General features: G+C 62.7%; 25 protein-coding genes. 7 read left to right on the top strand and 18 right to left on the bottom strand.

The window, feature by feature from the left end:
- Positions 1-15: 15 nt before the first annotated feature.
- The 8 genes from KG698_RS07615 to KG698_RS07580 form a co-directional block, all read right to left on the bottom strand.
- A complete protein-coding gene (locus KG698_RS07615; protein WP_213684959.1) occupies positions 16-306 on the bottom strand; it encodes an HU family DNA-binding protein in 291 nt (96 codons plus the stop codon).
- A 133-nt stretch (positions 307-439) separates the two neighbouring features.
- Positions 440-1,924 (bottom strand): AMP nucleosidase, encoded by a 1,485-nt coding sequence (locus tag KG698_RS07610; RefSeq protein ID WP_213684958.1) that lies wholly within the window; start codon positions 1,922-1,924, stop codon positions 440-442.
- Positions 1,925-1,970: 46 nt separating this feature from the next.
- Positions 1,971-3,779: an adenine deaminase gene (locus KG698_RS07605; RefSeq protein ID WP_213684957.1), complete on the bottom strand. Its 1,809-nt coding sequence runs from the start codon at positions 3,777-3,779 to the stop codon at positions 1,971-1,973.
- Between the two features lie 57 nt (positions 3,780-3,836).
- Positions 3,837-4,151: a DUF3775 domain-containing protein gene (locus KG698_RS07600; protein WP_213684956.1), complete on the bottom strand. Its 315-nt coding sequence runs from the start codon at positions 4,149-4,151 to the stop codon at positions 3,837-3,839.
- 67 nt (positions 4,152-4,218) lie between these two features.
- Positions 4,219-4,956: an SDR family oxidoreductase gene (locus KG698_RS07595; RefSeq protein WP_213684955.1), complete on the bottom strand. Its 738-nt coding sequence runs from the start codon at positions 4,954-4,956 to the stop codon at positions 4,219-4,221.
- 12 nt (positions 4,957-4,968) lie between these two features.
- Positions 4,969-6,219 (bottom strand): MFS transporter, encoded by a 1,251-nt coding sequence (locus KG698_RS07590; RefSeq protein WP_300983187.1) that lies wholly within the window; start codon positions 6,217-6,219, stop codon positions 4,969-4,971.
- Positions 6,209-6,970 carry a DUF1365 domain-containing protein gene (locus tag KG698_RS07585; RefSeq protein WP_213684954.1) on the bottom strand — a complete coding sequence of 254 codons (762 nt, stop codon included), beginning with the start codon at positions 6,968-6,970 and terminating at the stop codon, positions 6,209-6,211. Before KG698_RS07585 ends, KG698_RS07590 begins: the two co-directional genes overlap by 11 nt.
- Positions 6,967-8,259 carry an NAD(P)/FAD-dependent oxidoreductase gene (locus KG698_RS07580; protein WP_213684953.1) on the bottom strand — a complete coding sequence of 431 codons (1,293 nt, stop codon included), beginning with the start codon at positions 8,257-8,259 and terminating at the stop codon, positions 6,967-6,969. Before KG698_RS07580 ends, KG698_RS07585 begins: the two co-directional genes overlap by 4 nt.
- 226 nt (positions 8,260-8,485) lie before the next feature.
- On the opposite strand from KG698_RS07580, the gene KG698_RS07575 reads away from it, so the two are divergent.
- The 3 genes from KG698_RS07575 to KG698_RS07565 are packed head-to-tail and all read left to right on the top strand — an operon-like array spanning position 8,486 to position 9,904.
- On the top strand, positions 8,486-9,025 hold the full coding sequence (locus KG698_RS07575; protein ID WP_213684952.1) for a sigma-70 family RNA polymerase sigma factor: 540 nt from the start codon (positions 8,486-8,488) through the stop codon (positions 9,023-9,025).
- 9 nt (positions 9,026-9,034) lie between these two features.
- On the top strand, positions 9,035-9,679 hold the full coding sequence (locus KG698_RS07570) for a ChrR family anti-sigma-E factor (RefSeq protein ID WP_213684951.1): 645 nt from the start codon (positions 9,035-9,037) through the stop codon (positions 9,677-9,679).
- Between the two features lie 18 nt (positions 9,680-9,697).
- Positions 9,698-9,904, top strand: a complete 207-nt coding sequence (locus tag KG698_RS07565; RefSeq protein ID WP_213684950.1) for a hypothetical protein — start codon at positions 9,698-9,700, stop codon at positions 9,902-9,904.
- 75 nt (positions 9,905-9,979) lie between these two features.
- Here KG698_RS07565 and yaaA read toward each other — a convergent pair whose 3' ends face one another.
- Positions 9,980-10,762 (bottom strand): peroxide stress protein YaaA, encoded by a 783-nt coding sequence (gene yaaA, locus KG698_RS07560; RefSeq protein WP_213684949.1) that lies wholly within the window; start codon positions 10,760-10,762, stop codon positions 9,980-9,982.
- A 106-nt stretch (positions 10,763-10,868) separates the two neighbouring features.
- Positions 10,869-12,911: a DNA helicase RecQ gene (recQ, locus tag KG698_RS07555; RefSeq protein WP_213684948.1), complete on the bottom strand. Its 2,043-nt coding sequence runs from the start codon at positions 12,909-12,911 to the stop codon at positions 10,869-10,871.
- Between the two features lie 228 nt (positions 12,912-13,139).
- Between recQ and KG698_RS07550 the strand changes: the two genes are divergently transcribed.
- The gene (locus KG698_RS07550) at positions 13,140-14,204 is read left to right on the top strand and encodes a TRAP transporter substrate-binding protein (protein WP_213684947.1); all 1,065 of its coding nucleotides are present in this window, start codon (positions 13,140-13,142) and stop codon (positions 14,202-14,204) included.
- Here KG698_RS07550 and rsmD read toward each other — a convergent pair.
- Together rsmD and KG698_RS07540 are read right to left on the bottom strand one after the other, a co-directional pair.
- On the bottom strand, positions 14,192-14,770 hold the full coding sequence (gene rsmD, locus KG698_RS07545) for a 16S rRNA (guanine(966)-N(2))-methyltransferase RsmD (RefSeq protein WP_213684946.1): 579 nt from the start codon (positions 14,768-14,770) through the stop codon (positions 14,192-14,194). The two genes, KG698_RS07550 and rsmD, sit on opposite strands and share 13 nt — an antisense overlap.
- A 4-nt stretch (positions 14,771-14,774) precedes the next feature.
- Positions 14,775-15,980: an FAD-dependent oxidoreductase gene (locus KG698_RS07540; protein ID WP_213684945.1), complete on the bottom strand. Its 1,206-nt coding sequence runs from the start codon at positions 15,978-15,980 to the stop codon at positions 14,775-14,777.
- A gap of 84 nt (positions 15,981-16,064) precedes the next feature.
- Here KG698_RS07540 and KG698_RS07535 point away from each other — a divergent pair, with 84 nt between their 5' ends.
- Positions 16,065-16,553, top strand: coding sequence for a peroxiredoxin (locus tag KG698_RS07535; protein WP_213684944.1), 489 nt, complete (start codon positions 16,065-16,067; stop codon positions 16,551-16,553).
- Positions 16,554-16,630: 77 nt separating this feature from the next.
- Here the strand turns inward: KG698_RS07535 and KG698_RS07530 are convergent, their stop codons facing one another.
- The 6 genes from KG698_RS07530 to KG698_RS07505 all read right to left on the bottom strand — a co-directional run bounded on the left by KG698_RS07530 (position 16,631) and on the right by KG698_RS07505 (position 22,552).
- On the bottom strand, positions 16,631-16,930 hold the full coding sequence (locus KG698_RS07530; protein ID WP_213684943.1) for a 4a-hydroxytetrahydrobiopterin dehydratase: 300 nt from the start codon (positions 16,928-16,930) through the stop codon (positions 16,631-16,633).
- A complete protein-coding gene (locus KG698_RS07525) occupies positions 16,930-18,120 on the bottom strand; it encodes a GNAT family N-acetyltransferase (RefSeq protein ID WP_213684942.1) in 1,191 nt (396 codons plus the stop codon). Before KG698_RS07525 ends, KG698_RS07530 begins: the two co-directional genes overlap by 1 nt.
- A 67-nt stretch (positions 18,121-18,187) precedes the next feature.
- Positions 18,188-18,949 (bottom strand): glycerophosphodiester phosphodiesterase family protein, encoded by a 762-nt coding sequence (locus KG698_RS07520; RefSeq protein WP_213684941.1) that lies wholly within the window; start codon positions 18,947-18,949, stop codon positions 18,188-18,190.
- 9 nt (positions 18,950-18,958) lie between these two features.
- Positions 18,959-19,441 carry a RidA family protein gene (locus tag KG698_RS07515; RefSeq protein ID WP_213684940.1) on the bottom strand — a complete coding sequence of 161 codons (483 nt, stop codon included), beginning with the start codon at positions 19,439-19,441 and terminating at the stop codon, positions 18,959-18,961.
- A gap of 79 nt (positions 19,442-19,520) precedes the next feature.
- Positions 19,521-20,834, bottom strand: coding sequence for an HlyD family type I secretion periplasmic adaptor subunit (locus KG698_RS07510; protein WP_213684939.1), 1,314 nt, complete (start codon positions 20,832-20,834; stop codon positions 19,521-19,523).
- On the bottom strand, positions 20,831-22,552 hold the full coding sequence (locus KG698_RS07505; RefSeq protein ID WP_213684938.1) for a type I secretion system permease/ATPase: 1,722 nt from the start codon (positions 22,550-22,552) through the stop codon (positions 20,831-20,833). Before KG698_RS07505 ends, KG698_RS07510 begins: the two co-directional genes overlap by 4 nt.
- A 187-nt stretch (positions 22,553-22,739) precedes the next feature.
- Here KG698_RS07505 and KG698_RS07500 point away from each other — a divergent pair, with 187 nt between their 5' ends.
- The gene (locus KG698_RS07500) at positions 22,740-23,504 is read left to right on the top strand and encodes a VacJ family lipoprotein (protein WP_367114057.1); all 765 of its coding nucleotides are present in this window, start codon (positions 22,740-22,742) and stop codon (positions 23,502-23,504) included.
- 27 nt (positions 23,505-23,531) lie between these two features.
- Positions 23,532-24,134, top strand: coding sequence for a phospholipid-binding protein MlaC (locus tag KG698_RS07495; protein ID WP_213684936.1), 603 nt, complete (start codon positions 23,532-23,534; stop codon positions 24,132-24,134).
- Positions 24,135-24,155 lie beyond the last annotated feature (21 nt).

Genomic DNA, 24,155 nt, shown 5'->3' with positions numbered 1-24,155 from the left:
GCTGCATCAGGGCAATCAGCCGTTGACGCTGTCCTTGAGTGCCTTGGCAACGGTGACTTTCACCTGCTTGTCGGCATCTTTCTTGATCGTCTCGCCGGTGGCGGGGTTGCGCACCATGCGCACGGGGCGCTCGCGGCAGTAGATCTTGCCGATGCCGGGGAGGGTGACAGCGCCGCCTGCGGCGACTTCCTTGGTCACGATTGCGGAAACCGCATCGATCGCTGCTGCTGCGGTTTTCTTGTCCGCGCCCATTTCTTCCGCGAGTGCGGCGACGAGCTGGGTTTTGGTCATGGGTTTTTGTGCCATTGGTTTTTCTCTCCTGAATACTGCCCGAGCCCTAGGGCCGGTTGGCGCAAAAGTAACCGAATATTGTGGCTCCACACAACGCTTTGCGTGCAGAAAAAACCCAAAAACATGGCCGCGATGTCGTTTTTTTCCTCTAAAGAAAGGCCGTTTCCTCAAAAGATCGTAATTTCCGGCTGTGAAGGCGTTCCAGCGGCATATCACGCAGCGTTTCCATGGCGCGGATGCCGATGAGCAAATGCCGCGAAACTTGGGTTTTATAAAATTCCGACGCCATGCCGGGCAGTTTCAGCTCACCATGAAGCGGCTTATCGGACACGCACAGAAGCGTGCCGTAAGGCACCCGGAAGCGAAAACCATTGGCCGCGATGGTCGCACTTTCCATATCAAGCGCGATTGCGCGCGACTGGCTCAAGCGTTGCACGGGGCCGGTGTGGTCGCGCAATTCCCAATTGCGGTTATCAAGGCTGGCGACCGTGCCGGTGCGCATGATGCGTTTAAGCTCATAGCCCGCAAGCTCGGTCACATGGGCGACCGCGTTCTCAAGCGCCACCTGTATCTCGGCCAAGGCCGGCACCGGCACCCAAACGGGCAGATCATCGTCCAGCACCTTATCCTCGCGCAGATAGGCATGGGCCAAGACGAAATCGCCAAGCCGCTGGGAATTGCGCAAGCCCGCGCAATGGCCGACCATGATCCACGCATGCGGGCGCAAGACGGCAATATGGTCGGTCGCGGTTTTGGCATTCGACGGCCCCACCCCGATATTGACCAAGGTGATCCCGTTCCCATCCGCGCGCTTGAGGTGATAGGTCGGCATCTGCGGCATCTTTTGGGGATGGGCGATAGGGGCGGCGGGGTCGGTGATCTCGATATTGCCGGTGGCGACAAAGCTGGTGTAGCCGCTGGCCGGGTTGGCCAACATGGCGCGGGCATAGCCTTCGAACTCATCGACATAGAATTGGTAATTGGTGAACAGAACATGGTTCTGGAAATGCACCGGGTCGGTCGCGGTGTAATGGGCGATGCGCGCCAGTGAGTAATCCACCCGCTGCGCGGTAAAGGGGGCCAAAGGATGGGCGCCATCCTCATAGGTAAAGCCAAGCCCGTTGACGATATCGTCATGCGTCGTGGAAAGATCAGGCACATCGAAAACATCGCGCAGAATGAAATCACCCGCCCCTTCTTGCGGCACGGTGATCGCGCTGTTGCTTGCCACGGCGAAATGCACGGGCATCGGTGTCAAAGACGGGCCAACCTCGACCGGCACACCATGGTTCTTGATCAAAAGCCCGATCTGTTGGCGCAGGTAATTGGCGAAAAGATCGGGGCGCGTGATGGTGGTGGCATAGCTGCCCGGATCGGCCACATGGCCAAAGCTCAAGCGGCTATCGGTCAAGGCGTAGCTTGTCGTGGTGATGCGCAACTCGGGGTAAAAGGCGCGAAACCGCGTCTCATCAGGTGCGCCATCGCGCAGCGTCGCGCTGAACTGATCGCACAAGAACCGCACCGCTTGCGCATAAAGCGCCTGAAGATGGGCAACGGCGTCATCGGCGTTCTCAAACAGCTTGCGCTGCTTTTCTTGATCGGGGCTGACGATGCGGGCGGATTTGTTTTTCATCTCATGATCTTTATGTACAAGGGGCGCGCATGGGCAAGGCGCGCCGTTACGGCTTTTCCCCCACGACCAGATCGGTCAGGGCGAAACGGGTCACATCAACCAGCCCCAAATCGGAAATCCGCAAAGCGGGGATGACGACAAGCGCCAAGAGCGAGTGTTGCATATAGGCGTTGTTGAGCGTGCAGCCGCAGGCGGCCATCGCCGCGACCATGGCTTGGGCCTTGGCCGCCACCTCGGCTGCTGGGCTGTCGGACATCAGCCCGGCGATGGGCAATTCCACCAACGCCAACTCCACGCCATCGCGCCAGACCGTGACGCCGCCGCCCACTTCGGCCAGTCGGTTGGCGGCCTTGGCCATCATCGCGCGACAGGTGCCAACGACGATCATATGGTGGCTGTCATGGGCAACGGTCGCGGCCATCGCCATGCCGGGACCATAACCAAAGCCCGAGACAAAAGCATTAACCACCTGCCCCGTCCCGCGATGACGTTCGACCAGCGCGAGATGGGCCACATCGCCTTGCGCTGCGATCACGCCATCGACGACCGGCAATACGGCCTCAAGCGCCTCGGTCGGGGCTTGGTTCTCGACCACACCGATAACGCGGACCTTGACCGCCCCCGTAGCCAAGGGTGCCTTGGCCGCGAAATCATCGGCCACCAGCACCCGGCCAAGATGCACCGTGTCGCGCGCATCATCCGGCCAATCAAGATGCGGACAATCGACCAAGCAGCGCCCGCTTTCGGCCACCAGCCGCCCGCGCGCATAAACGGCCTCAATCGGCAGGCTGGCTAGATCAGAGGTCACGATCATATCGGCCCGCCGCCCCGGTGCGATCTGGCCGATCTCGCGTTCCAGCCCGAAATGGGTGGCGGTGTTGATCGTGGCCATTTGCAGCGCCACCAGCGGGTCGCAGCCGCAAGCAATCGCATGGCGCACCGCGCGGTTCATATGCCCTTCATGCACCAGCGTGCCGGAATGACAATCATCGGTGCAGATGATCATGTTGCGCGGATCAAGCCCGCGCTCGGTGATCGCGGTGATCTGTGCCTTGATATCGAACCAAGCCGAGCCGAGCCGGATCATCGACCGCATCCCTTGGCGCATGCGGGCCACGGCGTCATCCTCGGATGTGCCTTCGTGATCATCAGCGGGCCCACCGGCGGCATAGGCGTGAAACGCTGGCCCCAGATCGGGCGAGGCATAATGCCCGCCCACGGTCTTGCCCGCCTTTTGCGTCGCCGCAATCTCGGCCAGCATTTGCTGGCTGCCCGCCACCACGCCGGGGAAATTCATCATCTCGCCCAAGCCCACGATACCGGGCCAACCCATCGCCTCGGCCACGTCATCGGGGCCAATCTCGTAGCCCGTGGTTTCCAAACCGGGGGCGGAGGGGGCGCAGCTTGGCATCTGGGTCCAGATATTGACGGGCTGCATCAGCGCCTCGTCATGCATCAGCCGCACACCGCGCAGGCCAAGCACATTGGCGATCTCATGGGGATCGGTGAACATGGAGGTCGTGCCATGCGGGATCACGGCGCGCGCGAATTCCGCAGGCGTCAGCATGCCGGACTCGATATGCATATGCCCATCGCAAAGACCCGGGATCAGGTAGCGGCCGCCCAGATCCACCACCTCGGTCGCGGGGCCAATGCAATGGCTGGCATTGGGGCCGACATAGGCAAAGCGGCCATGACGCACGGCAACCTGCCAGCCCGCCATCACCTCGCGCGTTTGCACCAGAACGATACGGGCATTGGTCAACACCAGATCGGCGGGCGCGCGCCCCGCGGCTGTGGCGACCAGATCGGCGGCCACATCGGGCCAGCTTGGAAAAGGGATGGGCATTTGCATGGCCCAATCTTGCCCATTGCCGCCAAGCTGGCAAGTGACGCTTGGGTGACGGGGGCGTTAAAGCAGGTCTTCCTCGACATCGGTGATGTCGATGCCCATTGCTTCGGCACCCGCCTCGAGATGATCGGCGAAATGTGGGCTGCCCAGCAGGTAGTCGGCGGTGGGCGTCGTTGCCTCGGCCAATGCGGTTGCCACCGCCTCTTCCCAATCCTCGGGCTCGAAACTGCCGCGTCCGACCCAGTAAAGCGCCACCAGTTCGGCGCGCTCATCCTCGGGCATGGCGGCGATAAAGGCGCGCAGCTCGCCCTCGGCGCGGATCAGCTCATGGCCCATCAAGACGATCTGCGCCACATGTTGCGGTGTTAACTCCATGCCGAACCCTCCCTATCTGGGGCCATTGGGCATGGGTTTCGCGCTTGCGTCCTTGATCGACATCAACCTAGCGCTGGAAGAAGATCGCCTCGTAAAGACGCATTGGTAGCAAGCGCGAAAAGCGAAACAACAGGCCGAAGCCAAAGGGAAAGGCTTTGTGGAAGATATCGGTGTTCATCTGTTCAAACACCTCTTGCGCGGCTTTCTCGGGCGACATGATAAAGGGTTTGGCATGGGGGTTGTCATCTTGCATCCGCGTCTGAATATAGCCCGGATTGGCAAGCTGGACGCAGATATTGCTGTGCCGCAGATCGCCATGCATCGATTCCGCCAAGGCCATCAGCCCCGCCTTTGACGCGGAATAGCCGATCGATCCCGGCAGGCCGCGATAGGCCGAGAGCGAGCCGATCATCACGATATGGCCCGCATCCCGCGCCACCATCGGCCCGATCACCCGCCCGATCACCCGGGCCGCACCCGTCAGGTTGATATCCAACATCTGCTCGACCTTGTCGGTATCCCACTCCTGCGCCTTGAGAAGCGTGGCGATGCCCGCAAGAAACACCAACCCGTCGATCTCGCCCACCTCTTGGGCGGCCTTTTGCACGCTGTCGCGATCGGCAACATCCATCGCAACCACATGACAGCGCCCCGGCAATTCGGCGGCGAGCGCGGCAAGCCGTTCGGCAGAGCGCGCCGACAAGATCACCTCGGCCCCTGCACGGCTGAGCTTGAGGGCGAGCGCGCGCCCCAACCCCTCGGATGCGCCAACCAGCCAATAACGCTTACCTTTGAAATCCCGCATCACATCACCCCTTCAAATCGGATTGGCCACGCCTTGCGGCAACGGCGTGCTCGCCAGAACCGCCATCGCGCCCAGTTTCAGCACGCATGGCACCAGCGCATAAAGATAGGTCAAAAGATCAAGCGCGCCTTGCGGATTATCGCTGCCCGAGCGGAACCCGGCCAGATCAAGCGCGGGCAAAAGCACCACGGCGGCAAAGGCCAGCGTCAGCTTGGAGACAAAGGCCCAAAGGCCGAAACCCGCCGCAGCCTCGGGGGCGATCTGCTCTAGGCGGCGCGCGAAGAGCGCAGGCAAAAGGGCGAAATCCGCCCCCAGCGCCGCGCCTGAAATAAGACAGACCAGCGCGAATGCGACCGTGTCGCCCGGCCCCAAGAAAAGCACCCATGAAAAGGACGCAATCGCCAAGGCCATCGCGGCAAGCAGCATGGCGCGCGGACCGAACCGCACGGCTGCACGCGACCAGATGGGCGCAGTGGCGGCGGCGGCAAGGAAGAACAAGAGCAACAGCGGCCCCTCCATCCCCGGGGCCAACAGAACGCTTTCGACATAGAATAAAAACAGTGTCGATGACACGGCGACGGGGGCCGCATTCATCAGCGCCACCAGCAAGAGCCGCCGCGCCACAGCGTCGGCCAGCACGATGCGAAAGCCGCTGTCAGCGGGCACAAGGCTGGCCCCCCATTGCGCCCGCATCAGCCACAAGGCCAGCGCGCAAAGCCCGGCAAAGCCCAGCGCGAAATTGCCATAGGGATTTCCCGTCGCATCCAACAGCGTCGGCGCGACGGCGGCGGCGCAGACGCCGAGGAGCGCGCCCGTCTCACGCCATGCGGCCAGCCGCAGATAGCCTTGCGGGCCAAGCCGTGGGGCGGCGGCGACACCTTGGGCGTACATGCAGATGGTCAAGAATGAAAAGGCCGAGAAGAGCCCCGTCATCATCAGCGCAAACCACCAGATCGGCGCGATGGGCGGCGTCACCGCGAAAAGCCCGAACATGGAGGCCGCCAGCACCGCCACACCGCCCGCGACGGCCAAAGCCCGCGCGCCGCGCAAACGTTGCGCCAGCCAGCCCAAGACCGGGTCTTGCACCACATCGAACAGGCGCAGCGCGAACAAAACCCCCGCCAGCGCGGTCAGCCCGACACCGAACTCATCAACATAGACCTTGGGCGCGTGGATATAGATGGGCAGGCCAGCGGCCGCCAACATCGCGGCAAACACCGCATAACCCGGTCGCGAGGGGGCGGGTGCCATCTCAGGAAACATCTTGCTCCGGCGGGGTGGGGCGTCTGTGAAACGGCGCACCCTTCCACCAGAGCTTGAGCGCCTGCCAATGGATCAGCGCCAGCACACGGCGCGCGCCAAAGGGGCGGCGCAGCACCGAGCGCAAGATCGCCCCCGTGGACAGCGCGCGCCGCTTGCCGGTCAACGTCGCCAAAAGCCCCTCGCCATCGGTGGAATAGTCAATCCAGATGCCCAGCCGGTCGGCCCGGATATCGAAGCGAAAGCTGTAGCCGCCTTCGATGGGCTGAAAGGGCGAGACATGAAAGATTTTCTGTGCGCAGAGCGTGTCTTCGCGCGTGATGGGCCGCTGATCGGGATGGACACACAGATAGCTGTGCCTGTCGCCAAAGGTGTTCGAGACCTCGGCAATCACCGCGCGCAATTGGCCCGCATCATCATGGGCGAGCCAGAATGAGACCGGGTTGAACACATGCCCCAGCATGCGCGGCTGCGCCAAAAGCTGTAGGGTGCCGCCCGTCGCATCGGCAAGCCCGTGACTGTTCAAAACCTCGCGCGCCCAAGCCGCACCGCGCCCTTGCTTTGGCGGGCCACCATGATCGCTGTCATGCAGCGATGTCAGCCCGGCGCGGTTGCGCGCAAAAAGCCACGGCGCGCGCGGATGCGGGTCTTCGGCATCCACCAGCACATAGTCGATGGAATAGGTGAAAGCATTCTCCACCGCGCCACGGCGTCCGTGAAAGGTCGCGGCCGCGATATGCGCGACATGGCTCATGCCGCCATGCGCGCCCTATCGCGTGCCGCCATCGCGTCAACCACATCAAGCGCGCTTGCATATCCATCTTCGTGAAAGCCGTTCTTCATCCAAGCCCCACAGAACCATGTGTTGTTTTGACCGTTCATCGCCCGCACCGTGCCTTGGGCGGCCAGCGCTGCAAGATCATAGACCGGATGGCGGAAGGTGGCCGTGTCATAGATCAATGTCTCATCAATCGGCCCACGGCTGTTGAGCGTGACGAAAAGCGGGTCGCTTTCCGGGATCGGCTGAAGGCAATTCATCCAATAGGTCAGGTCAATCGGCCCACCCTCATAGCCGGGACGCTCGGTGTAATTCCATGATGACCATGTCACGCGCCGCTTGGGCATGGCGCTGGCATCGGCATGCAGCACGGCGGTATTGGGCTGGTAGCGCACGGCACCCAGCGCCGCGCTCTCGGTCGGTGTGGGGTCAGCCAGCATGGCAAGGCTATCATCGGAATGGGTGGCAAACACCACCTCGTCAAAGACATCCCAATGCCCTTCGCGCAAGACCTCAGCCCCAAGGGCACTCCGCTTGACCGTCGTGATCGGGGTGGCCACGCGGATATCGACACCCTTGACCAGCAAGGCTTGTTCAAGCCGGGTCACATATTCGATGGACCCACCCTGCACCGTCCACCATTGGTGCTGGCCTGTCGCCTGCATCAGGTGATGATTGCGGAAAAACCGCACGAGGGCCTGTGCCGGGAAATCCATGATCTCTTCTTTGGGGGTGGACCAGATCGCGCCCGAGATCGGGGTGAGGTAATAGTCGCGGAACCAGCGGCCCATCTGCATCTGGTCCATCAACTCGCCCAGTGTGATGGTGGCATCGGTCGCGACCTTTTCCGCCCCGGCGTTGAAGCGCAACAGGTCACGCACCATCCGCAAGAAAGCGGGGTTGGCCAGATTGCGCTTTTGCGCAAACAGCGCCGAAAGGCTGCGCAGCCCGTATTCGATCCGCCCACCGCCGATGGAGGCGGCAAAGCTCATATCCGATTTCGTCACCGGCACATCGAGGGCCGCGAAGAGCTTGGTCAGATTGGGATAGTTGGCGTAGTTGAACACGATAAAGCCGGTATCGACCGGCTGATCGCCATGTTTGCCCGCGACGATGGTCCGCGCATGCCCGCCAAGGCGCGGCTCGGCCTCGAACAAGGTGACATGATGCGAATCAGCGAGGTGATAAGCCGCGCCCATGCCCGAGATTCCGCCGCCGATCACGGCAATGCGTTTCGGCGCGGCGGCCGGTTGTTCGAATGGCATCGGCAATGTCCCCATAAAAGCATCGAAAAGCGCGTTAATTAGGTTACGCGTATCCGGTCTCGCTAGATCAAAGAAAATAGTTTTGATCCAGTCTAGGGATAATCCCGTAAACGCGCTATGCTGTCGTTGAACGACCACGCTGAACAGCCAGCTGACGCCCTGTGGGGATGGTACCGGCCATCTTTTTATGCGTCAGCGAGAAAGGCGTGACCCGACCGTGACGGCAATGGAAAAGACAGAAGCGCATTGGGTGGCCAGTATGACCTCCATCGCGCAACACAAGGATCAAAAGGCCTTTGCCGAAGTGTTTCGACACTTCGCCCCAAGGGTAAAAGCCTTCTTGATCAAATCGGGGGCGGACTACGCCCTTGCGGAGGAGTGTATGCAAGACGTGATGGCCACGCTCTGGCATAAAGCGCATCTTTACGACCCGTCGCGGGCATCCGTCGCGACGTGGATCTTTACGATTGCGCGCAACCGCAAGATCGACCTGTTGCGCCGCTATGCGCGCCCCGAGCCCGAGGATCTCCCTTGGGGGCCCGAGGATGCGCCCGATCAGGTTGACGCAATCGCTCTGCAACAAGAATCCACGAAACTTGTCGACGCCGTTCGCAAGCTTCCCCAAAAACAACGTGACCTGATCGAACGGGCCTATTTCGGCGACCTCACCCATAATGAAATCGCTGCCGAAACCGGATTACCCCTTGGCACGATCAAGTCTCGCATTAGGTTGGCGCTAGAAAGGTTGCGCCACGCAATGAATTGAGGAGGCCGGATGCCTGCCATTCGCCATCATGTTCCTGACGATCTCTTGATGGGCTACGCCGCTGGCGTATTGCCCCAAGCCTTCGATCTGGTCGTCGCAGCCCATGTCTCGCTCAATGATGACGCGCGTGTCCGCCTTGCGGGCTACGAGGAATTGGGCGGCGCGGTTCTGTCTGACCTCGGCGAGGCTGAACTGGCCCCTGATAGCCTTGAACAGACGCTTGCCAAGATCTCGCGCATGCAACCGACCGAGCGCAGCGCGCCGACGGGCGGCGTATTCCCCGCCCCCCTGCGTAAAATGATTGGCGGTGACGCCAGCGCGGTTAAATGGAAATCCATCGCGCGCGGCACCAAACAGGCGGTGCTTTGCGCCGATGGCGACGCGACCGCGCGGCTTTTGTATATCCCTGCCGGTCAAGCCATGCCGGAACATAGCCACCGTGGCACCGAGATGACGCTGGTGCTTCAGGGCGGGTATAGTTCGGAAGATGGGCATTTTCAGCGCGGCGATCTGGAAGTGGCGGGCCAGCAAACCCATCACACGCCCATCGCCGATGATGATGGTGAAGATTGCATCTGCTTGGTAGCGACCGATGGGCGGCTGCGCTTTGACGGGCTTTTGCCACGGATCGCGCAAGTCTTTTTGCGCATTTGACCCAGCGGCCATTGGCCGATGCCCAATCACAACAAATTTGGCCCTTCGCGCGGTGAGTTGAAGCTGCGACTTGCCATCAGCCTTGGCGGGATGGCGCTGTTGATCGGCGCCTATGCCACAAACGGCATCGGCGGCATTGCCTCGCTTGAAATCGGGATCATCGGCACGGCGTTTTTCGGCGGCTCCGCGATCTGGTGCGCCCTACGGCTGTTGCGCGACCGATAGCGGATGGACGGGCTGGCGGACGGGCCTTCCAAGGCCCGTGTCACGCGCGTTCCAACGCGCGTTTCCCTGCCCGGTTCAAGCAGCGCTTTGTGATGCGGCCTCTGCACTGCGCAAAAAGGCCGGTTTATCCGCCGTGCTAAGATCGGCGGCATAGGCATAACCGCCCAGATCGAAATCCAAAATCCCCGCCGGATCGGTCAGCCGCCGCTCGATGATAAAGCGCGCCATCGCGCCGCGCGCCTTTTTCGCATGAAAGCTGACGATCTTGGGGCCACCCGGCTTATCCTCAAGAAATTGCGGCGTGATCACCTGCAAGGACAGCGCGCCGCGATCAACGGCCGAGAAATACTCGACCGAGGCACAGTTGATCAGCGTCTCGCTTTTCATCGCGGCTGCTTGCGCGTTCAGCGCGCGAGCAATCTTGTCACCCCAATAGGCATAAAGATTTGCACCCTTCTCATTGGCCATGCGGCTCCCCATTTCAAGGCGGTAAGGCGCAATCGCATCAAGCGGGCGCAACAGGCCGTAAAGCCCTGACAAGATGCAAAGCCGATCTTGCGCAAAGCGCAGATCATCGGCGTCAAGGCTGCTCGCCTCAAGCCCCTGATAGGTGTCACCGGCAAAGGCAAGCGCTGCCGGGCGTAGGTCATCTTGCCCCTCATCGAAGCGCTGGAAGCGTTCGACATTCAGCGCGGCCAAGCTGGGTGAAATATCCATCAATGCGGCGAGATCCGCCGCGCTCAGGCCACGGGCGGTTTGCGCCAAGGCACGCGCATCGTCTTGAAAACGTGGCGTCGTCATCGCGACCGCGCGGGCGGCCCAGTCAAGGCGTTTGGCGGGGGAAATCACGATGAGCATAGGCCATCCTCCGGTTCACTCTGGGTCAGTGGTGGACCTAGCGCCATGGGCCGGGCGGGGCAACCCGCGCGGGCCGTATCAGCGCTTGTGATGGCCAGCCAAGGTTTCATCCGACCTCGCGCAGCACCTCGAGAAAGGCATCGCCAAAGCGTTCGGCGCGCCGGTCACCCAACAGGCGCACGATCCCTGATAGATCGGCAGGGCGTGCCTCGGCCAGCTTGGCCAATTGCGCCGAGGAACAGGTCACAGGCTTGTCGATGCCGCGTTCGCCGCGCGCCAGATCGGCCTGCACCGCCAAAAGCCGGTCATAAAGCGTGCCTGCATCGCGCCCCGCAAGCTTGCGCCGTGCCGGGTGCAACTCTGCGGGTGCATCGCCCGTGATCACGGCCAGAAACTGCGCGCCGTATTTTTCCAGCTTGCTGGCCCCCACACCGGTGATGCGCGCCATCTGGTCCAGCGTTTCGGGCCGGGTTTCGGCCATCTCGATCAGCGTGCGGTCGGTGAAAATGACATAGGCTGGCACGCGCGCGCCCTCGGCCAAGGCGCGGCGCTTGGCCTTGAGCGCCGACAACAGCGGCGCATCCTCTTCGCCCACCAGCATCTTGACCTGTGGGCGGCGGGGTGCCGCTTTGATCGTGTCATGGCGCAGCGTGATCCCCGCCTCGCCGCGCAGGATGGGGCGCGCGGCCTCGGTCATGCGCAGGGCACCGTGGCGGGCCGGGTCGGGGCGGACCAGATCATGGGCGGCCATCTGGCGAAACACCGCCTGCCAGCCGCGGGTGTCAAACTCGGTCCCGATGCCGAAAGTGGGCAGGGTGTCATGACCGCGTTCGCGCATCTTGTCGGTCAGATTGCCGGTCAGGATATCGATCAAATGCCCCGCGCCGAACCATTCGCCCGTGCGCAAGATCGCCGATAGCGCCTTGCGCACCGGGGTGGTCGCGTCAAAGGTTTCGGGCGGGGTCTGGCACAAATCGCAATTGCCGCAAGGCTGGGCCGCCTCGCCGAAATAGCCCAAAAGCACCTGACGCCGGCAGCCCAACGCCTCGGCCAGCCCCAACAGCGCGTTCAGCCGCGCGTGATCGGCGGCCTTGCGCTCGGGCGGGGCCAACCCCTCGTCGATTTGCGATCTGCGAAAGCGGATATCATCGGGACCATAGAGCGTCATCGTATCGGCGGGTGCGCCATCGCGGCCCGCGCGGCCGATTTCTTGATAATACCCCTCAATCGATTTTGGCAGATCGGCATGGGCCACCCAGCGGATATCGGGTTTGTCCACGCCCATGCCAAAGGCGATGGTGGCCACCACGATCAGCCCATCCTCGGTCGCAAAGCGCCCCTCGACGATGCGGCGATCCTCGGCCTCCATCCCGCCGTGATAGTGGCACGCGCTATGGCCTGCCTCGCGCAGTGCCGACGCCAATGTCTCGGTCTTGGCGCGGGTGCCGCAATAGACGATGCCCGACTGCCCCTTGCGCGCGGCGGCGAAGGACAGGATTTGCCCGCGCGGGTTTTGTTTCACCTCAAAGGCCAGCGCCAGATTGGGCCTGTCAAAGCCGCGCAGAAATGTCTCGGGCTGGGCACCGTCGAACAGCCGCGCGATGATTTCTTCCTGCGTCTCGGCATCCGCCGTGGCGGTAAAGGCGGCCAGCGGCACATCCAGCGCGCGGCGCAATTCGCCGATGCGCAGGTAATCGGGGCGGAAATCATGGCCCCATTGGCTGACGCAATGGGCCTCGTCCACGGCGATCAGCGACACGCCCGCACGCCTGAGCATACGCTCAGTGCCAGATGCCGCCAACCGCTCGGGTGCGATATACAATAGCTTAAGGCTGCCATCCTCAAGCGCGGCCCAAACCGCATCGGTTTCTTCCGCCGTGTTGCCGCTGGTCAGCGCGCCCGCGACCACACCCGCCTCGTGCAGACCGCGCACCTGATCGCGCATGAGCGCAATCAGCGGCGAGATGACCACCGTCACGCCCGCGCGCATCAGCGCAGGCAGTTGGAAACACAGCGATTTGCCCCCACCCGTCGGCATGATTGCGAGCACGTTGCGCCCCTTGGCCACGGCTTCCACAATCTCGGCCTGACCGGGGCGAAAGGCGGAAAAGCCAAAGACCGAGGATAAAAGCGCGTGCGCGTCCTGCATGGGGGTCGCCTGTCGGGTCACTCGAAAAATTTGCTCGATTTTTATGGACTCTCCCATGTTGAGGCGGGGTTAACAAGGGCTTGGGGCCAGATCAGGGGGCCGAATTTCGAACATCCACAGGATATTGTGGCGCACAAAGGCTTGCAGCGACCGCCAGAGTGGTTACATCGACGGCCTAAGCGCGACGGGGAACGAAACCCGCGCCTGTGTTCTGGGGGAAAGACCAAGATGCGTATTCTATCTGCCCTCTCCGGCGCGTTCTTTGGGCTGATGGCCGCGGTCGCCGCGACTGCGCAACAAGCCCAGCCCGAGGTGACGCTGCGCTTTCAGCATTTCGTCTCGCCCGCCAGTGCCAACCCCACGCATTTCATGCAGCCTTGGGCCGACGCGATCGAGGAACAATCGGCGGGCCGCATCAAGATCGAGATTTACCCCTTCATGCAGCTGGGCGGGTCGGCCACCGATCAATACGACCTGATCCGCGACGGTGTGATCGATGGCGGCTGGGTCATCCCCGGCTACCAGCCCGGCCGCTTCCCCGAGGCCGAGGCGCTAGAACTGCCCTTTATGACCACCAAATCGGCGGAAGAGGCCAGCCGCGCCGCTTGGCTTTTCACCCAACAAAACCTGATGGATGATTTCGCAGATGTGCATCTGATCGCGGTGCATATGCATGGGCGTGGGTTGGTCCATCTGCGCGGCGCACCGATCGAGGTGCTGTCCGATTTCAACGGTCTCCGCCTGCGCGGCCCCTCGCGGCCTGCGACGCTTTTGCTGGAACGGCTGGGTGCAACACCCGTGGGCATGCCTGTGCCCGCCTTCCCCGAAGCACTGTCGCGCGGTGTGGTCGATGGTGGCGTGATCACTTGGGAACAGGCCCCCTCGCTCGGCTTTGCCGATCTGATCGAAAGCCACACCGATGTGGCGGGCGATCAATCGCTCTATAACCTCTATTTCCTTTGGGCGATGAACCGTGGCGTCTATGAGGCGCTGCCACCCGATCTGCGCGCGGTGATTGATGCCAATTCCGGCCTCATGGCGTCTGCTTGGGCGGGGCGGGCGCATGACACGGGCGATGCCGAAGGGCGCATCGCGATGGAGGATGCAGGCAATACCATCGCCGAGATGTCCCCCGCATTGACCGCCGAGATTGCCACATTGGGCGAAGCGGTCATCGCCGATTGGATCGTGGAAATGGAGGCACGCGGGCTTGATGGCGCGGGTCTTGTCGATGCCGCACGCGCCGCTGTCGCCCTTGAGACCGGAAGCGCACCCGGCCCCTATGCCGACTGATCAGCCAAGGCCGCGCGCAACAGCGTGATGACCGTGCCGCCATAGCTGCGCTGGTCGATCAGATCGAACCCCGGCGGGGCAAACGGTGGCACGGCTTCTTCCCACACGATCAGCGCATTGGGTGCGACCCAGCCCCCAGCCTGCGCACTGACAAGCGCCCGCTCGCCCAGACCCTTGCCATAGGGCGGATCGAGGAAAATCAGATCAAAGGGCGCACCCGTGACTGGACCCAGATCGGTCGCATCGCGGCGTACAAGGGCGCTGGTCCCCTGTGCGGCACAAAGCGCAATGTTCTGGCGCAAAAGCGCCTGCGCGGATTTGCCGTCATCGACAAAACTGACATAGCCTGCGCCCCGGCTCAGCGCCTCGAGGCCCAAGGCCCCCGTGCCTGCGAACAGGTCCAGCACCCGCGCGCCCGTGATCGGGTCGCCATGCTTACCGCTGGCAATGATGTTAAACAGGTTCTCGCGCACCCGGTCGGTCGTGGGGCGCAAATGGGCGGCTGCGTCGCCCGCCCCGATCTCGGCCAATTTCTTGCCGCGCAAACGCCCCGCGATGATGCGCATCGCCCTATCCCTGCAACAACGGTTTGAGGTCTTGGGCCGGGTTGGCCACTACGACAGGGTCAGGCGATATCCCCGCCGCGATCAAGCGCTTGCCGATCATATAGCCGCGCGGATCGTTCATCGCATCGACCGCCAAAAGCCTGTCACCGGCATAATACCAATGCGACCGCGCCGCGCCCGCGTCGCGCACGACGACACGATCATAGCCCGTGTTCAGCCCCGCGATCTGGAGTTTGACGTCATATTGATCCGACCAAAACCAAGGCTCGGGGTGATAATCCAGCCCAGCGCCAAGGATGTTCTTGGCCACCATCTCGGCCTGATCGATGGCGTTTTGCACCGATTCCAACCGGATGCGCCCACCCCGATAGGGAAAGCTTGCGCAATCGCCTGCCGCCCAGATCGCGGGGTCGCTGGTGCGGCCCTGTTCATCGGTCGCGATGCCGTTGTCGATCATCAGCCCCGCCGCCTCGGCCAGTGCGGTATCAGGGGCGATGCCGATCCCGACGATCACCATGTCACAAGGCAATTCCACCCCATCCGACAAGATGGCCCCCGTGACATGACCCGCACCGATAAGCCGGGTCAGCCCCACGCTTTCGCGGATATCCACGCCATGGGCGCTGTGCAGCGCGCGGAAAAAGTCCGAGGTCTCGGGGGCTGCCACCCGTTGCAAGATGCGCGGCGCCATTTCGATCAGCGTGACCGCCATGCCGCGTTTGCGGGCGACCGCCGCCGCCTCCAGCCCGATATAGCCGCCCCCCACGATCAGCGCGCGCCGCCCCGGTTGCATGCCCGGTGCCATGGCATCGACATCGCCAAGGCCGCGCACCACATGCACGCCGCCAAGATCGCCGCCGATGGCCGCAGGCAGGCGGCGCGGCACCGATCCAGTCGCCAGCACCAACGCGTCATAGGCGATGGTTTGGCCGCCCATGATAATCTGCCGGGCCAAGGGATTGATCGCCTGCACCGCAGCGCCCAGCATCAGGTCGATCCCCGCCTCGCGGTAATAGCTTTCAGGGCGCAACAAGAGCCGATCCAAGGTCATCTCGCCCAGCAAATACGCCTTGGACAGGGGCGGGCGCTGATAGGGCGGCACGGCTTCTGCACCGATCAAGGTGATCGCACCTGCAAACCCCTCGGTGCGCAGCTTGGCGACACAAGCCGCCCCGGCCTGACCCGCGCCAACCACCACGATCTTTTCCATCAAGCGTAACCTTTCGCGTTGGCCGGCGGACGCAGTCAGACTATATGGCGGGGCAACGCAACCACAAGCCAAGGGACCGCACCCATGACCATTTCCATAGGCGATACACTGCCCGATGCCACGCTTTTGATCTTTGGTGCCAATGGCCCCGAAGCGGTCAAAATGGCCGACAAAACCCGTGGCCGCAAGGTCGTGATCTTTGGCCTGCCGGGTGCCTATACGCGCACCTGCACCGCCGCCCATGTGCCGAGCTTCATTCGCACCAAAGGCGATTTCGATGCCAAGGGCGTGGACGAGATCATCTGCGTCTCGGTCAACGATCCCTTCGTCATGGCCGCTTGGGCCAAGGATACCGGCGCGGCCGAGGCTGGGCTGACATTCTTGGGCGATGCGGGTGCAGAGTTCACCAAGGCCATCGGCATGAACTGGACGGCGGCACCAGCGGGTTTCTACGACCGCTCACGCCGCTACGCGCTTTACGCCGAGGATGGCGTGATCAAGGCGCTCAATATCGAAGAAGGTCCGGGCGTGTGCGAATTATCAGCCGGTGAAACGCTGCTCGGCCAGATCTGAGGCAGGCAAAACTGCAGTTTTGCCGAACGAAAAACTGAAGTTTTTCGGAGCGGAAAACCCGGGTTTTCCGCTCCCTTTTATTGGGCGAAAAGATCCATCTTTTCGGCCAGCTTCACATCCAGATCGCTGAGGCCACCTACATCATGGGTGGCCAGCGTCACATCGACGGTCTTGTAAACATTTAACCATTCCGGGTGGTGGTTCATCTTTTCAGCGACCAGCGCGACCCGTGTCATCCATGAAAAAGCAGCCGTGAAATCGGCAAAGACAAAGCGTTTGCTCACCGCTTCGCGGCCATCGACCAGCGCCCATCCGGCTTGGGTCAGGGCGGCAAGGGCCGCGTCCCGCGCGGCACCGTCTAGCTTTATGGCTGGCATCAATCTTGCTCCTCTACATGGGCGCGCTTGAACGGGCCGTAGCCTGTCAGCACCTCAATCTCTTCGCTTACCGCCGCGCGCTCGGCCACAAGATAGCGCGCAATCGCATCGGCAAAGCCCGCATCGCGCACCCAGTGTAGCGAATGAGTTTCCACCGGCAGATAGCCGCGCGCAAGCTTGTGTTCACCTTGCGCCCCCGCCTCGACACGGGCCAAACCATGGGCGATGGCGAAATCGATGGCCTGATAATAGCACAATTCGAAATGCAAACAGGGGTGATGTTCACTACACCCCCAGTAACGCCCGTATAGCACATCGCGCCCGATGAAATTGAGCGCGCCCGCCACGGGCCGCCCATCGCGCAGCGCCAGCACCATCAGCATATCGTCGCGCAGCATCTCATGGGCGCGGTCGAAAAAGGCGCGCGTCAGATAGGGCTGGCCCCATTTGCGCGCGCCTGTGTCTTGGTAAAAATTCCAAAACGCATCCCAATGCGCAGGCTGAATCGCATCGCCCGTCAGCGCCACGATCTGTCCGCCGAAACCCTGCGCCTCGGCGCGTTCCTTGCGGATCGTCTTGCGTTTGCGTGAACTCAGCGCGCCCAAGAACCCGTCGAAATCGGCGTATTGGTCGTTTTCCCAATGAAACTGTTGGCTTACCCGCGCCATCAGGCCCATTTGCGCGCCCAATGCGGCCTCATCTTCGGTGCAAAAGGTAATATGCAGCGAACTTAGCCCGTTTTCCTCGGTCAGGCGCACGGCCCCTTGCACCAGTGCGGCAACACCCGTGTCGCGCCAACCCGGCCGAGTCAGGAAACGCCGCCCCGTGGCGGGGGTAAAAGGCACGGCCATTTGCAGCTTGGGGTAATAGCGCCCACCCGCGCGCTCATAGGCCTGCGCCCAGTTGTGATCGAAGATATATTCGCCTTGGCTATGGCCCTTGGCGTAAAGCGGCGCGACCGCGATCACCTCGCCCGCGCTGCGCGCGACCAGATGGCGGGGCGCCCAGCCTGTGCCGGTGCCGACCGAGCGCGACGCCTCGAGCGCCGCAAGAAACCTATGCGTGGTGAAGGGATCAAAGGGGCGGCCACCATCCGCCACCTCGGAACAAGCGCAGGCATCCCAAAGGGCGGCGTCGATCTCGGTGATCGCGCCCAGAACTTCGATCTCGATGGGGTGGCTGCCGTCCAAATGCCATCTCCTGCCGTTCTGGCCACGCGCTTGAGATGGGGCATGCGCCCAAGGCGTCAATCATCGATCAGGCGCGATAGCCTTCAAAGGTGATTTGATCGGCGATCCCGCGCGCAATCTGTTCCACCTCGGGCGATTTCACCGTCCAACATAGGATTGGCACGCCGCGCGCCTTAAGCTCGGCCACGCGCGCCCGGCCCAGATCGCGCCAATCATGGCTGATGAAACTGGCACCCACGGTATCGAAGCTGCCGATCTCGGCCAGCATCGCGCAGGTCTCGGGCGAAAGCGTCGTCCATTCCGCCGGATCAAAGCCGCAGCTGGTGATCCCGCGCGGCAAATCAGGGGCAAGATCGGCCATTGCCCCCATCATCGCCGGGTTGAACGACATCACCGCAACATCGCCGCGATACCCGGCAAGCGTCGCGGCGACCGCCTGTTCCAGATCGTGACCCGCAACGCCAAGACCGCCTGATTGATCCTTTAACTCGATCAACAGCGGTACTTTGCCCGCGACCTGTTCCAGCACGGCGGCAAGCGTCGGGATGCGGTCGCCCGTCTGCGATCCCGTCAGCGCGATTTGGCCCAGCGCTGCGGCTTCACGCGCGCGCACCGGGCCAGTTTCACCCGTCAGCCGGTCAAGGCTGTCATCATGAAACACCATCGCCACGCCATCGCGGCTGAGTTGCAGATCAAGCTCGATCCCATAACCCGCGGCGATAGCAGCGGCGAAAGCCGCGGGGCTATTTTCGATCACGCCCGCCGCCCGATCATGCAACCCACGATGGGCGATAGGCCTGGCGATAAGGCTTGCAGGAAGCTTGGACATTCTTGCGCCTCAGGCCGGTTGGATCTGGAAAATCCCCTCGACCTCGACCGCGCAGCCAAAGGGAAGGCCACCCGCGCTGACGGCCGAGCGGCTATGCCGCCCCTTGTCGCCCAGCACTTCGACCAAAAGGTCAGAGGCACCATTGACCACCTTGGGCTGATCGCCAAACTCTGGTGGCGCGTTGACGAAACCGGTCAGCTTGACCACCCGCACCAGCCGATCCAGATCGCCCCCACAGGCGGATTTGAGCTGTGCCAAAAGGTTGATCGCGCAAAGCCGCGCGGCAGCCGCACCCGCAGCGATATCAAGATCAACACCGACACGGCCTTTGATCAGCGTCTCAAGCCCGGCCGCCGTCATCGGGATCTGACCCGAGACAAAGACCAGATCGCCGGCCACGACATAAGGCACGTAGTTGGCCGCAGGGGCCGGCGGCGGCCCAGCCAATTCGATGCCCATTTCGGCAAGGCGCGCTTCGATGATTCCAGCCATATCGGTATCTCCCACCCAGATGTTTGGCCGGAAGCTAGCCGCCCGCGCCCCAAAGGAAAAGGGGCCTTGCGCCCGCCCGTCAGCTTTCGCGCATGGCGCGGGTGAAATAGATGCGGATGGGTTCCAGCAGATAGGTCAGCGGGCTGCGCGCGGTGGTGCGGATATAAGCCTCGACTGGCATGCCGGGCACAAGCACGCGCGGTGCAAGGCGCGCCAATTCACCGTCATCAAGCACGATCTCGGCCCGGTAATGGGCCGCCCCCGTGCGCTCATCGACAAAGGCATCGGCCGAAAGCTGTGTCACCTGCCCGGTCAGATCGGGGATATTGCGCAGATCGAGCGCGGGAAACAAAAGCGTGGCGGCCTGTCCGACAAAGACCTGATCGACATGGATCGCCGGCACTTCGGCGGTGATGATCAAGGGGCGACCCTCGGGCACGAGAAAGGCGATGGGTGCGCCCGCGCCAAGCACCGATTGCGGGCCAAACACCTGTAGCCCCATGATCCGGCCCGTAACCGGCGCGCGCAGGTCAAGCGCGTCCACCCGGCGGTCGAAATCGGCCAAACTCTGGCGCAATTCTTCCTCCGCAACGCGTATCTCGCGCAGCTCGGCGATGGCGGCTTCGCGCCGGGTCGTGCCCAGTTGCAAAATCGCAAGCTCGGTCTCGATCACACGCTCGGCCGCCTCGGCCTTGCGGGCCTCAACCTCGCCCAGCGATCCGCGCAGTTGCGCGGCGTCGCGTTGCAGACGCAAAACCGGGTCAGATTGGATCAAGCCGCGCGCCAAAAGCCCCTCTTGCCGCGCCAGATCAGCGGTGACGAGGGCCAATTGTTCAATGAGTGCCGCCTCCTGCGCGGCCAGCGCCGCGATCTGGGCGGCGATTTGGTCGATCCGGCCGCGCAGCTGCGCGATTTCACGGGTCAGCGTATCGCGGCGGGCGGCAAAGAGCGTCTCTTGCCCCCGCAAGAGATCGGCAAACTCGATATCAACGGCTGCCTCTTGCAACAGCGCGGCAGGGAAAGCGACCTGTGCGGTATCATCGCGCTCGGCCTCGAGCCGGGCGCGGCGAACGCGCACCTCAAAGAGCCGCGCGGCGGTCACGCCCCTGTCGCGGGCAAGCTGGCCGGGTTCGAGCCGCAAGATCACATCACCCGCGGCCACGCGCGCGCCCTCTTCGACATGGATCGCGGCCACCACGCCACCTTCGGGATGTTGGATCGCTTGGCGGTTGCGCGCCACCTCGATCCGGCCCGAGGCAACGACAGCGCCCGATAATTCGCTGGTCACCGCCCAGCCGCCGAAACCGCCGAACAGCAAAACCATGCCCAAGAGGCCGATCAACAAAGGGCCGCGCACCGACCATGATTGTTCAGGGGCAAGCGGCGCGCTCATGTCACGCCCCCGACGGCGGTAGCCTTGATATCGGCATAGTTGACCAGCGTCTTTTGCAACACCTCTTGTGTCGGGCCAAACATCACGGTGGTTCCACCCGAAAGCACCAAAAGCTTGTCACATTCCCGGATGGCCGAAGGGCGATGGGCCATGATCAGCACCGCGCGGCCATCGGCCTTGATCGCCTGCACCGCGTTATTCAGCGCAAGCGAGCCGTCATTGTCGAGCGCGGCATTGGGTTCATCCAAAACCACAAGCACGGGTGCCCCGTAAAGCGCGCGGGCCAGACCGATACGCTGTATCTGGCCACCTGACAGCCGCGCACCAAGCCCAGAGACGAGCGTCTCGTAACCATCAGGCAAGGCCAAGATCATCTCATGCGCACCTGCCATGCGTGCGGCCGCCACGACCTTTTGCGTATCGGGTGTGGCCGACAGTCGGGCGATATTCTCGGCGATGGTGCCGGCAAAAAGCGTCACGGATTGCGGCAGATAGCCGATGTAATGGCCAAGCGCGTCAGGGTCATATTGATCAAGCGTCGCCCCATCGAGGCGGATCTGCCCAACCGCTGGCTGCCAAACAGCAGTCATGGCGCGCGCTAGCGTTGATTTGCCCGCGCCCGATGGGCCGATGATGCCGACCGCCTCGCCGGGGGCGATGGCAAAGCTGACACCGCGCAAAGTGGGGACTTGCGCGCCGGGGGGGATGACGGAAAGCTGGCTGACCTCGATCCGCGCCTTGGGCTGCGGCAGGGGCATACGCGGGGCTGCGGCAACCTCGTCGCGCAACAATGCGCGCAGGCGTTGCCATGACTGACCCGCCTCGGCGATGGCGTTCCATTGGCCGATCACCATATCGATGGGGGCCAAGGCGCGGCCAAGCAGGATTGAACCCGCAATCATCGCGCCCGCCGTCATCTCGGCTTGCAGGACAAGATAGGCGCCAAGCCCAAGGATCGCCGATTGCATCAACAACCGGAGGCTGCGCGTCGTGGCCGAAAAGCCACCGACCAGATCGCTGGCGCGCATCCCTTCGGCCAAGGCGATGCGGCGCTGCCTGTGCCAGCGCGCAAAGGCATTGCCCTGCATGCCAAGGGCGCGGATCAACTCGGCCTCGCCCTGCATCTCGGCACCGACCCGGTCAGCACTTTGCGCGGCCATGGCCGCATCGGCAATCGGCCCATGGCTGCGCGCGCGGTTGACCAAAGCCAGCACGATCAGCAAGGCCATCCCCACCACGGCAAGCGCGCCAAGCCATGGGTGAAACAACAAAATCGCCGCGATAAAAAGCGGCGTCCACGGCAGATCGAAAAGCGCCATGAACACCGGCGAGGCGGCCAAGCGCTGCACGGCGGCCAAATCTTGCAAGGCGGTTTGCCCCTCGCCCGTGCGCTGCGCGCGCGTCAAAGCCGCCGCGAAAATGCGGGTATCAAGCGCATCTTGCAATCTTGCCCCATAGCGCGCGGCCACGCGGCCCCGTGCGAAATCAAGGACCGCCATCATGGCAAAAAGGAAAAGAATCAGCACGCTTAGCGCAAGCAACGTCTCGGCAGAGCGCGAGCCAAGCACCCGGTCATACACCTGTAGCATATAAAGCGGGCCGGTCAGCATCAGCGCGTTCACCGCCATGCTGAACAGGCCAACAGACCATAACAGCCAAGCATTGCGCCGCCGAAACACCGTCAGCTCGTCGGGACCAGCCCGGTTAGTTCGCGACATCTGGGCCATATGATCCACTCAAAACCCCGGATGCCGGGGCCAACTCTTGACTCTGCCTTGTGCAGACCCCTTTAACCAAATCTACGGTCGCATGGCTAGATGCTGTCCGATCCCTTTAAATTCGGTTTCGCCCGGCTAGGTTTCCAGGTGAAAATTGTCAGACCGGTGGATGCTGCCCTTGCCAAACGTGTTTTCATATCAGCGCCCTGTCGCGGCACTTGGCGTTTTGGGCCTTTTGGTGCTTGGCGCATGTGGCCCTGCAACGCTGCCGCAAGGTGATCGGATCGCCGATGTGGACGAGGCGCAGAACCGCGCCGTGCATCGCTTTAACCTTGCACTCGATCGGGCGGTGGTCGGGCCAACCGCACGCGGCTATGGCACGATTGTACCAGACCCGCTGCGCGAAGGGGTCGATAATTTTGCCGCGAACCTGTCGCAGCCCTCCTATATTCTGAACAACCTGTTGCAGGTTCGGATCGGGCAGGCCACGCAGAATGTTGTGCGCTTCATGATCAACTCCACCATCGGCATCGGCGGCATTTTCGATCCGGCCACGGCCATAGGTGTGCCTGCGGCGCGGACGGATTTTGGCCAAACCCTGCATATCTGGGGCGTGCCCGAGGGTGATTTCGTCATGCTGCCGGGCTTTGGCCCGTCCACCACGCGCGACACGGTCGGCTTGATCGTGGATATGGCCACCAACCCGGTGCGTCAGGTCGTGCCTGCGGGTGATGGCCATTACGTCACGGGGGTGCAGCTTCTTGATCTGTTGGGTGATCGCTACGAGGTTGATGATGTGCTCGACGATCTGATCTATGGCAGTGCCGATAGCTATGCGCAGCTGCGCTCGCTTTACTTGCAAAGCCGGCGCTTTGAGCTTGGTGGCCCAACGGCCGGGCTGGACGACGCGGTTGATGATATCTACGCCGATCCCTATATCGATCCGTATTGAAGCCTGAGGGGTTTTGACATGTCTTGCATGCCTCATCCAACACGACGCACGATTATCTTGACGGGCCTTGCCACGGCGGGTGCCAGCCTTTTTCCGGGTGCTGCGGTGGCATTAGACACGACGCAAGCCAGCGCTTTGGTCATGCAAGTCGCCGATGAGATCACGCGCATTATCAATTCGGGCCAATCCGAAAACGCGATGATCCGCGACTTTGAGCGGATGATGGTGCGCTATGGCGATATGCCGACCATCGCGCAATCGGTGCTGGGACCGCCCGCGCGCAGCGCCAGCGCTGGCCAGATTTCCGCCTTTGCCGAAGCATTCCAAGGCTATATGGCGCGCAAATATGGCCGCCGTTTCCGCGAATTTGTGGGCGGCACCGTCACCGTGACAGGCGCGCAAGATACCGGCCGCTATGTCGAGGTCTTGTCGACAGTCAGCATGCCAAGCCAAGGTCCGTTCGAGGTGCGCTTTCGCGTCTGGGATCGGTCGGGGCGGCCCTTGTTTATCGATCTGCTGATCGAGGGCGTCTCGCTCGTGATCTCGGAACGCGCCGAGATCGGATCGCTGCTTGATCGCAACGGCGGCTCGGTCGATGCAACCACCGCCGCCTTGCGTAATCTGGGCTAAGCGACGCCGCACGCCCGGCGG

The organism is Roseicyclus sp. (genome assembly GCF_018402035.1).
In the GTDB taxonomy this organism is placed as follows: Bacteria; Pseudomonadota; Alphaproteobacteria; order Rhodobacterales; family Rhodobacteraceae; genus Roseicyclus.
The sequence above is the reverse complement of the archived record's forward strand: the minus strand, read 5'-3'. Positions and strand labels throughout refer to the sequence as shown.

What these genes read in the sequence shown, in the direction of transcription:
- KG698_RS07615 (WP_213684959.1), bottom strand. Translation starts at nt 306, where the DNA reads ATGGCACAAAAACCCATGACCAAAACCCAGCTCGTCGCCGCACTCGCG.
- KG698_RS07610 (WP_213684958.1), bottom strand. Translation starts at nt 1,924, where the DNA reads ATGAAAAACAAATCCGCCCGCATCGTCAGCCCCGATCAAGAAAAGCAG.
- KG698_RS07605 (WP_213684957.1), bottom strand. Translation starts at nt 3,779, where the DNA reads ATGCAAATGCCCATCCCTTTTCCAAGCTGGCCCGATGTGGCCGCCGAT.
- KG698_RS07600 (WP_213684956.1), bottom strand. Translation starts at nt 4,151, where the DNA reads ATGGAGTTAACACCGCAACATGTGGCGCAGATCGTCTTGATGGGCCAT.
- KG698_RS07595 (WP_213684955.1), bottom strand. Translation starts at nt 4,956, where the DNA reads ATGCGGGATTTCAAAGGTAAGCGTTATTGGCTGGTTGGCGCATCCGAG.
- KG698_RS07590 (WP_300983187.1), bottom strand. Translation starts at nt 6,219, where the DNA reads ATGTTTCCTGAGATGGCACCCGCCCCCTCGCGACCGGGTTATGCGGTG.
- KG698_RS07585 (WP_213684954.1), bottom strand. Translation starts at nt 6,970, where the DNA reads ATGAGCCATGTCGCGCATATCGCGGCCGCGACCTTTCACGGACGCCGT.
- KG698_RS07580 (WP_213684953.1), bottom strand. Translation starts at nt 8,259, where the DNA reads ATGCCATTCGAACAACCGGCCGCCGCGCCGAAACGCATTGCCGTGATC.
- KG698_RS07575 (WP_213684952.1), top strand. Translation starts at nt 8,486, where the DNA reads ATGGAAAAGACAGAAGCGCATTGGGTGGCCAGTATGACCTCCATCGCG.
- KG698_RS07570 (WP_213684951.1), top strand. Translation starts at nt 9,035, where the DNA reads ATGCCTGCCATTCGCCATCATGTTCCTGACGATCTCTTGATGGGCTAC.
- KG698_RS07565 (WP_213684950.1), top strand. Translation starts at nt 9,698, where the DNA reads ATGCCCAATCACAACAAATTTGGCCCTTCGCGCGGTGAGTTGAAGCTG.
- yaaA (WP_213684949.1), bottom strand. Translation starts at nt 10,762, where the DNA reads ATGCTCATCGTGATTTCCCCCGCCAAACGCCTTGACTGGGCCGCCCGC.
- recQ (WP_213684948.1), bottom strand. Translation starts at nt 12,911, where the DNA reads ATGCAGGACGCGCACGCGCTTTTATCCTCGGTCTTTGGCTTTTCCGCC.
- KG698_RS07550 (WP_213684947.1), top strand. Translation starts at nt 13,140, where the DNA reads ATGCGTATTCTATCTGCCCTCTCCGGCGCGTTCTTTGGGCTGATGGCC.
- rsmD (WP_213684946.1), bottom strand. Translation starts at nt 14,770, where the DNA reads ATGCGCATCATCGCGGGGCGTTTGCGCGGCAAGAAATTGGCCGAGATC.
- KG698_RS07540 (WP_213684945.1), bottom strand. Translation starts at nt 15,980, where the DNA reads ATGGAAAAGATCGTGGTGGTTGGCGCGGGTCAGGCCGGGGCGGCTTGT.
- KG698_RS07535 (WP_213684944.1), top strand. Translation starts at nt 16,065, where the DNA reads ATGACCATTTCCATAGGCGATACACTGCCCGATGCCACGCTTTTGATC.
- KG698_RS07530 (WP_213684943.1), bottom strand. Translation starts at nt 16,930, where the DNA reads ATGCCAGCCATAAAGCTAGACGGTGCCGCGCGGGACGCGGCCCTTGCC.
- KG698_RS07520 (WP_213684941.1), bottom strand. Translation starts at nt 18,949, where the DNA reads ATGTCCAAGCTTCCTGCAAGCCTTATCGCCAGGCCTATCGCCCATCGT.
- KG698_RS07515 (WP_213684940.1), bottom strand. Translation starts at nt 19,441, where the DNA reads ATGGCTGGAATCATCGAAGCGCGCCTTGCCGAAATGGGCATCGAATTG.
- KG698_RS07510 (WP_213684939.1), bottom strand. Translation starts at nt 20,834, where the DNA reads ATGAGCGCGCCGCTTGCCCCTGAACAATCATGGTCGGTGCGCGGCCCT.
- KG698_RS07505 (WP_213684938.1), bottom strand. Translation starts at nt 22,552, where the DNA reads ATGTCGCGAACTAACCGGGCTGGTCCCGACGAGCTGACGGTGTTTCGG.
- KG698_RS07495 (WP_213684936.1), top strand. Translation starts at nt 23,532, where the DNA reads ATGCCTCATCCAACACGACGCACGATTATCTTGACGGGCCTTGCCACG.